This window comes from Syntrophorhabdaceae bacterium (assembly GCA_028713955.1).
Classification (GTDB): Bacteria; Desulfobacterota; Syntrophorhabdia; order Syntrophorhabdales; family Syntrophorhabdaceae; genus UBA5609.
This window is the reverse complement of record JAQTNJ010000180.1, coordinates 1-6,546: the sequence shown is the minus strand read 5'-3', so window position 1 is coordinate 6,546 and position 6,546 is coordinate 1. Positions and strand designations below refer to the sequence as shown.

At 49.0% G+C, this 6,546-nt stretch carries 5 protein-coding genes; 2 read left to right on the top strand and 3 right to left on the bottom strand.

Annotation, left to right across the window (positions count from 1 at the left end):
* From PHU49_12960 to PHU49_12950, 3 genes are all read right to left on the bottom strand, one after another.
* On the bottom strand, window positions 1-656 hold a 656-nt coding region (locus PHU49_12960), incomplete at its 3' end, for an alpha/beta fold hydrolase (protein MDD5244917.1).
* A 292-nt stretch (window positions 657-948) separates the two neighbouring features.
* Window positions 949-3,381, bottom strand: a complete 2,433-nt coding sequence (locus PHU49_12955) for an ATP-binding protein (GenBank protein MDD5244916.1) — start codon at window positions 3,379-3,381, stop codon at window positions 949-951.
* Between the two features lie 183 nt (window positions 3,382-3,564).
* Complete coding sequence (locus PHU49_12950; GenBank protein MDD5244915.1) at window positions 3,565-4,320, bottom strand: SDR family NAD(P)-dependent oxidoreductase; 756 nt, start codon at window positions 4,318-4,320, stop codon at window positions 3,565-3,567.
* 326 nt (window positions 4,321-4,646) lie between these two features.
* On the opposite strand from PHU49_12950, the gene PHU49_12945 reads away from it, so the two are divergent.
* A complete protein-coding gene (locus tag PHU49_12945; protein MDD5244914.1) occupies window positions 4,647-5,738 on the top strand; it encodes a radical SAM protein in 1,092 nt (363 codons plus the stop codon).
* 19 nt (window positions 5,739-5,757) lie between these two features.
* On the top strand, window positions 5,758-6,546 hold a 789-nt coding region (locus PHU49_12940; protein ID MDD5244913.1), incomplete at its 3' end, for a hypothetical protein.

Sequence of the window (6,546 nt, the reverse complement as noted above, 5' to 3'; positions counted from 1 at the left end):
TCAGCCGGTATGATCTCATCCCATTCCCCGTGGATGATCAACGTGGGAATAGCTATTTCTTTTATCTTCAGGTCATTGCCGAACCCGACAGGTTCTTTTACATCTCTGAAAAGGTGAGACACGCCCAATCGCATAAGCTGGTTCCGTGCGCTCGCAAAACCGCTCTCCACGATAAGTCCTTTAAATCGCTGCTGGTAATGATAGGCCAGTTCGATGGCCGGGGCGCTTCCCAGGGACCGTCCCATGACGTAAAGGTCTCCGGTATAACCCAGGTCAGACAAAAAAGCGGTAAATCCATGAAGGACAGGGTGTGCATCCTTGATCATGCTACTGCAGGCAGGGCTTCCGCCGCTCATGCCGTAGCCTCGATAATCGGTCACAAACAGGTTGAGTCCCCTCTCCGCGTATACCGGGGCAATGTAGTCATAATCCGGGGCCGTTTCGCCGTTGCCATGAAAATACAGGATATTTGGGCTATCCAATCTGGCGGGATAGAACCGGCAGCCGATAGAAATATCCTGCGCCACTGCAACAAAATGGTTCATTGCCTTTGGGCGCTCCCTGTTATCGACAGATTCACGGCGAGGGAAAAAGAGCCGGTAAAGGATCTCCGGGTGGTCATACTGCACAAGTCCATTTTCAAAATCTATTGCCAATGTTCATCTCCTTTAAAGCAACGTGAAAGGTGAAAAGTGAAAGGTGATAGGTAATAGGTCATTGCGAGCCCGCAGGGTGTGGCGTAGTGTCATTGCGAGCGAAGCGTGGCAATCTCATTCAACAGATCGCCACGTCGCTCCGCTCCTCGCGATGACAAAATGCTTTCCTACGCGCTGTACAGGTTCTCTCCTCTTACGACTCACGAATTACGAATTACGGTTTCTCTCCCTTCACGACTTACGATTCACGCCTCACGGGTTTTTCCCCTAACACCTTACGGGTGTTCCGTTATCAGTCATCAGCCCTGGGCTGGTTTAGCTTCTCTTCGCCATTCTCATTTTCTTTCTTCTTCTCCAGCGCTTCGGAGATCTCCGTTAACCGCTTTTCAACGAGAAAGTTGATGGTGCCTTCAGGGTATGTACCATCGTCCTGCAGCTCCCCTGCCTTCGTGTTCGTCAATAGCTCCAGGCCTTCCTCCATCCTGTCGATGGCGTAGATCGAAAATTTTTCATTCCGGACAGCTCCTACTACCTCTTCATTAAGGACAAGGTTCCTGATGTTTCTTTTCGGTATGATGACACCGTGAGTACCGTCAAGTCCTCTCGCCTTGCAAAGCTCAAAGAACCCTTCTATCTTCTGGTTCACGCCTCCGATGGGCTGCACATCGCCGTTCTGGTCCATCGATCCCGTCACGGCAAAGGTCTGTCTTAACGGGACACCGGAGATGCTGCTCAAAAGGGCGTAAAGCTCCGCGCATGTCGCGCTATCACCTTCAATCATCTCGTAAAGCTGTTCAAAGGTGATCGACGCGGAGAGACTGATGGGCCTTTTCATCGCATATTTGCTGCCCAGATAACTCGTGATAATCAGTATCGCCTTTTCATGGATCTTTCCGCTCATCTTTGTTTCACGTTCGAGATTTACAACACCGGCTTTGCCCGCATACGTCTTGGCAGTGATCCTTGATGGTTTCCCGAAGCTGTAGTCGCCAAGATCGAGGACTGCCAGGCCATTCACCTGTCCCACCTTTTCGCCCGATGTATTGACGATCAACGTGTCCTCGACCATCATCTCCTGCAGTCTCTCTTCGATCCGGTTTATACGGTGTATCTTTTCGTCAACAGCCTTCTGGACGTATATCCCCGTTACAACATCGCTGTTCTCTTTTTTCGCCCAGTAGTGCGCCTCGCGGATAAGGTCGGCGATAAGGCTGAACTTTGTGGAGAGTTTCTCCTGGTGGTCCGCAAACCGCGACCCATACTCAACAACCTTTGCAACACCCGTCCTGTCGAAGGGGAGAAGATTTTCTTCCTTCTGGCACTGGGCAACATATGCCGCGTATTTCACTATGTTCTCAGGCGTCCTTTCCATCCTGCTGTCAAAATCGGCCTTGACCTTAAAAAGCTCCCGGGAGTCCTCATCGTAATTGTGCAGCATGTAGTACAGGTAAGGATTACCGACAAGGATAACCTTTGCATTCAACGGTATTGGTTCTGATTTTAATCCGGCAGTGCTGACAAGCCTGTACTGCTCAAGGATATCTTCGATCTTGATCTCCCGATTCTTGAGCGCCCTTTTCAGGGCCTCGTATGAGAACGGATTTCTGAGAAGTTCCATGGCGTCGGCAATAAGATAGCCTCCGTTTGCCTTGTGAAGCGAACCTGCTTTTATCATCGTAAAATCCGTTGTCGCCATACCATACTGAACCTTGTATTCCAGGCGGCCGAAAAGGTTCAGGTATGTCGGATTGCTTTCATACACGACAGGGGCGCCCTTTCGTTCTTCGTTATTGACGATCACATTCACGCTGTATTTGGAGAAGGACATCTCTGTCTTGGGCATCTTCAGGAAAGGAAGAGGCGAAGGCTGTTCTTCTGTTGTGCGGAACTCATCGAGATGGGAGAGTATCTCTTCCTCGACATTCTTCAGGTATTGTACAACCTTCTCCTGGTTATGATACTTTTTCTCCATTGCATCGATGAGCGGTCCCACGAGATCGAGCGCTACCATCCTGTCAAGCCTTCCCAGCATGTCCCGGACGATTTTTTCCGCTTCCCTGAGAACCCGCACGACATCATTAAGTTTCTCCTGGAAAAACCGGCCTGTCTCCTCCATCTTTTTTCTTGTCTTCTCGTCCAGCGCATCGAATTCTTCCTTTGACAAAAGCTCTCCATTCTCCTTGATGGGAACTATCAGGATGCCTGTCGGCTGGCGCTTTACGGTAAATCTCCTTTCCTTTGCTTCCGTATCGAGCCTCGCAAAGTACTCTGATTGTTTCTGCTGAAACTCGTCAATGATCTTGCTCTTCTGCGTCTCGTATTCCTTTGATTCAAAGGCCTTGGGTATCTCGATCCGTAATATCTTGATAAGCTCATCCATCTCCTTCTGGAAGCTCGCCCCTTTGCCGGGGTCAAACGATAATGCTATGGAGGTGTCGGGGTCTTTGAAATTGTAAACATAGCACCAGTCAGGCGGCGCATCTTCCTCGGAGGCCTTTGCATTAAGTTTGGCCATTACCGTTGTCATCTTGCCGGTACCGCTCTCCCCTATAGCAAATATGTTGAATCCATTGCTATCCATATTGAGACCAAAGTCGAGGGCGTTGAGGGCCTTTTCCTGCCCGATCGTTCTCATAAATTCTGTGATCTCACCGGTAGTCCTGAATGCAAAAAGATTGGGATCACATCGCTTGTAAAGCTCCTCTGGGCTTAATTTCTGTCGCACTGTTACCTCCTTTTCAGAAGACAATCACCAATAACCAAATCCCAATCACCAAATAATACCCAATATCCAATGACCGAATCACCAAATATAAGCAGCTGGAAATCCCTGTTTGGGTATTGGGTATTCGGTGATTGGTTATTAATTGGAGCTTGGTTATTGGTAATTGGGTATTGCTTCTATTCATCATCTCATCCAGCTCCCACCGGTAACACATATGGTCTGTCCCGTTATATACTCCCCTTCATCGGAAACGAGAAAGAGGACTGTATTGGCAATATCCTCCGGCGTTCCCTTTCTCGGATAAGGTATCTCCTCGTACATCCTTTCTATCTCTTCTTCCGGATAGATGTGAGGTATAAACTCATTATATATGAAGCTCGGCGCTATCGTATTGACGGTAATGCGGTGCTCTGCCACCTCCATCGCCAGGCATCGGGTAAAGGCCATCACCCCTGCCTTGGCTGCGGCATAATGCGCATGACCGGCTTTCAGGCCCCGGAAAGCGGCCACAGAGGTAATACTTACAATACGACCTTTTTTCTGCGCGATCATCGCCGGGAGCACCGCCCTGCAACAATAGAAGGCGCCGCTGAGCGATGTGTTGATGACAAGCTCCCATGCCTCGTCCGTCATATCAACGACCTGTGAGGGCCTGTTCGTGCCGGCGTTGTTGAAGAGGATATCGATCCGCCCGAAGCGTTCAATGGTCGCAGCCACAACACGCTCAACATCTTTTCTGTTTGTCACGTCACAACGCATGCCGATGGTTTCCACGCCATACTCGTCATGGATCATATTTGCCACGGAGATCGCCCGTTCTTCGTGGGCATCGGTAACAACAACCCTTGCGCCTTCCCGTGCCATGATCCTCGCCGTTGCCTGACCGATCCCTGCACCGGCAGCCGCCGTCAATAACGCTACTTCGTTTTGCAACCTCATATCGTGACCTCTCTCGCATATCATACAAAATAATTGAATAGTGACTCAAGTGGAAACGATAACATATTCGTATATCGTATATAGTATATCGTATATCGTGGACTACAAAAGAACCCTCTTGGTATGCACCTCTATTTGAGACAACTAAGCACTATGTGCCCATACCTCCTTTTTATAGCATTATTGTCTCATCAAGGTGTGCAGTCCATTTTCTCGAAATACTATATACTAAATACGATATACTGTTTAGAACGGCGGCTATTGACTCTACTGACCGAGCTATATAGAATCAATAGAAGACCGTACGACGGGCAAAAAGGGATCGCATGGGCACACTCGATAAACTTTTCAGGCAACGGAAGGCAAGGCCATTTTCGACATGGCAGATCGAACTCACGACGAGATGTCCTTTGAAATGCACCATGTGTATCAAAGACGAATACAGGGACTGGCACCGGAAGGAGATGGACTTCGGGAACTTCAAAGGGATCGTGCCACTTTTAAAAGACGTGCAGAGCGTGGTCCTCGAGGGATGGGGCGAATCGTTGCTCTATAAACACCTCATTGAATGTATACTCCTTGTCAGGCGGGAAGGGACAGAGGTTGGCTTCGTGACAAGCGGTATGGGGCTCACCGGGGAGTACGCGAAAGAGCTCGTCACCGCAGGCATAGATTTCATCGGGTTTTCCCTGTCAGGGGCAACGAGCGGGACCCACAACGCCATTCGTGTCAATTCTGATTTTGACGCACTGATCAACTCTATAACGTTCATGAAAAGACTGACCGCTGAAAAAGGGATGACAAAACCGGCGATGCACATCGTCTACCTTATGCTGAAAGAAAACATCGATGAGGTTCCCTCTCTCATCGATCTTGCCGGAACAATCGGTATCCGTGATGTTGTTCTTATCAATGTCATCCACATTACAAACACCCGGCAGGATAAAGAACGGGTCTTTACCTGTGAAGAAACAAACGATGAGCCCTATCGGGCGATCCTCAGAGAGGCAAAGGAAAGGGCACAGAGATACGGACTAAACCTCAGCATACCCTCCCTGCGACCTTGTAATGTCGCCGTCTGCGCGGAAAATCCCCTGAAAAACCTTTACATATCGGCTGATGGTGAAATATCACCCTGCGTCTACCTCGGCCCTCCGATACGTTCTCCTTTCAAAAGGATCTTTTGCGGAGAGGAACACGGCACAGAGAGGGTAAGCTTCGGCAACATCTTCAGGGAGCACATCAAAGATATATGGAGCAGCAAGACGTATACTGCATTCCGGAACTGTTTTTTTCTGAGAAAAAAACAGTTTGACGAAAACTACCAGGCGTTGCTCGGGATGAGACGTATAGAGCAGACACCGCTCCCCGAACCACCTGAACCGTGCAAAACCTGCCATAAGATACTTGGTGTATAATATCAATAGGGAGAAAACAATGATCTCGAGGGAAGAGGAGCAATATATACTGAAGAAGGCCTACGTGCCGGAACATATCGTGAGCCTCATGACCATTATATCGAAAGGAGAACCCTTTCTTGTTGATGATCACCTTGTCTACGTAAAAGACAACTGGGCAATCCTCGTGGGGTATCCCCTCGATGGGAACTTTTCAGGAAACAGGCTTAAACCTCTCGCTCATCTTGTCCGGGATAAGCATACGATCCGTTATCTCTGGATCATAGCACCCGAGATATCTGATGACCTCCTGGAAATACCATCCGAAAGAGAACAGGACAATTACTACCGGCTTGACATTGCGGGCTTCCTCATGAAAGGCAACCTTAAAAGAGCGGTCAGCAAGGCAAGGGTGAGACTCGTTATTGAACGGTCCGAAGAGATAACAAGGGAGCACGAATCGCTCATCAGGGAATTCCTCGGGCGCGAGAAACCGGGGGCGCTGATAAGGGAACTTTTTTCAGGCATGCCTGAATACGTCAATGCATCTGATACAACCCTCGTTCTCGACGCACGTGATTCAAAAGGTCAACTTTCTGCCTTCTTCGTTATTGAAACCGCTGCAAAGATGTTTGACGCTTATGTTGTGGGGTGCCATTCCAAAAAACATTTCGTCCCCTATGCCTCCGACCTTCTTTTTTCTGAAATGATCAATCTCGCGCAGGAAAAGGGGAAGAATTTGATCAATCTGGGACTGGGCGTCAATAGCGGGATCAGGAGGTTCAAGGAGAAATGGGGTGGCGTGCCGTTCCTCAGATATGAATTCCGT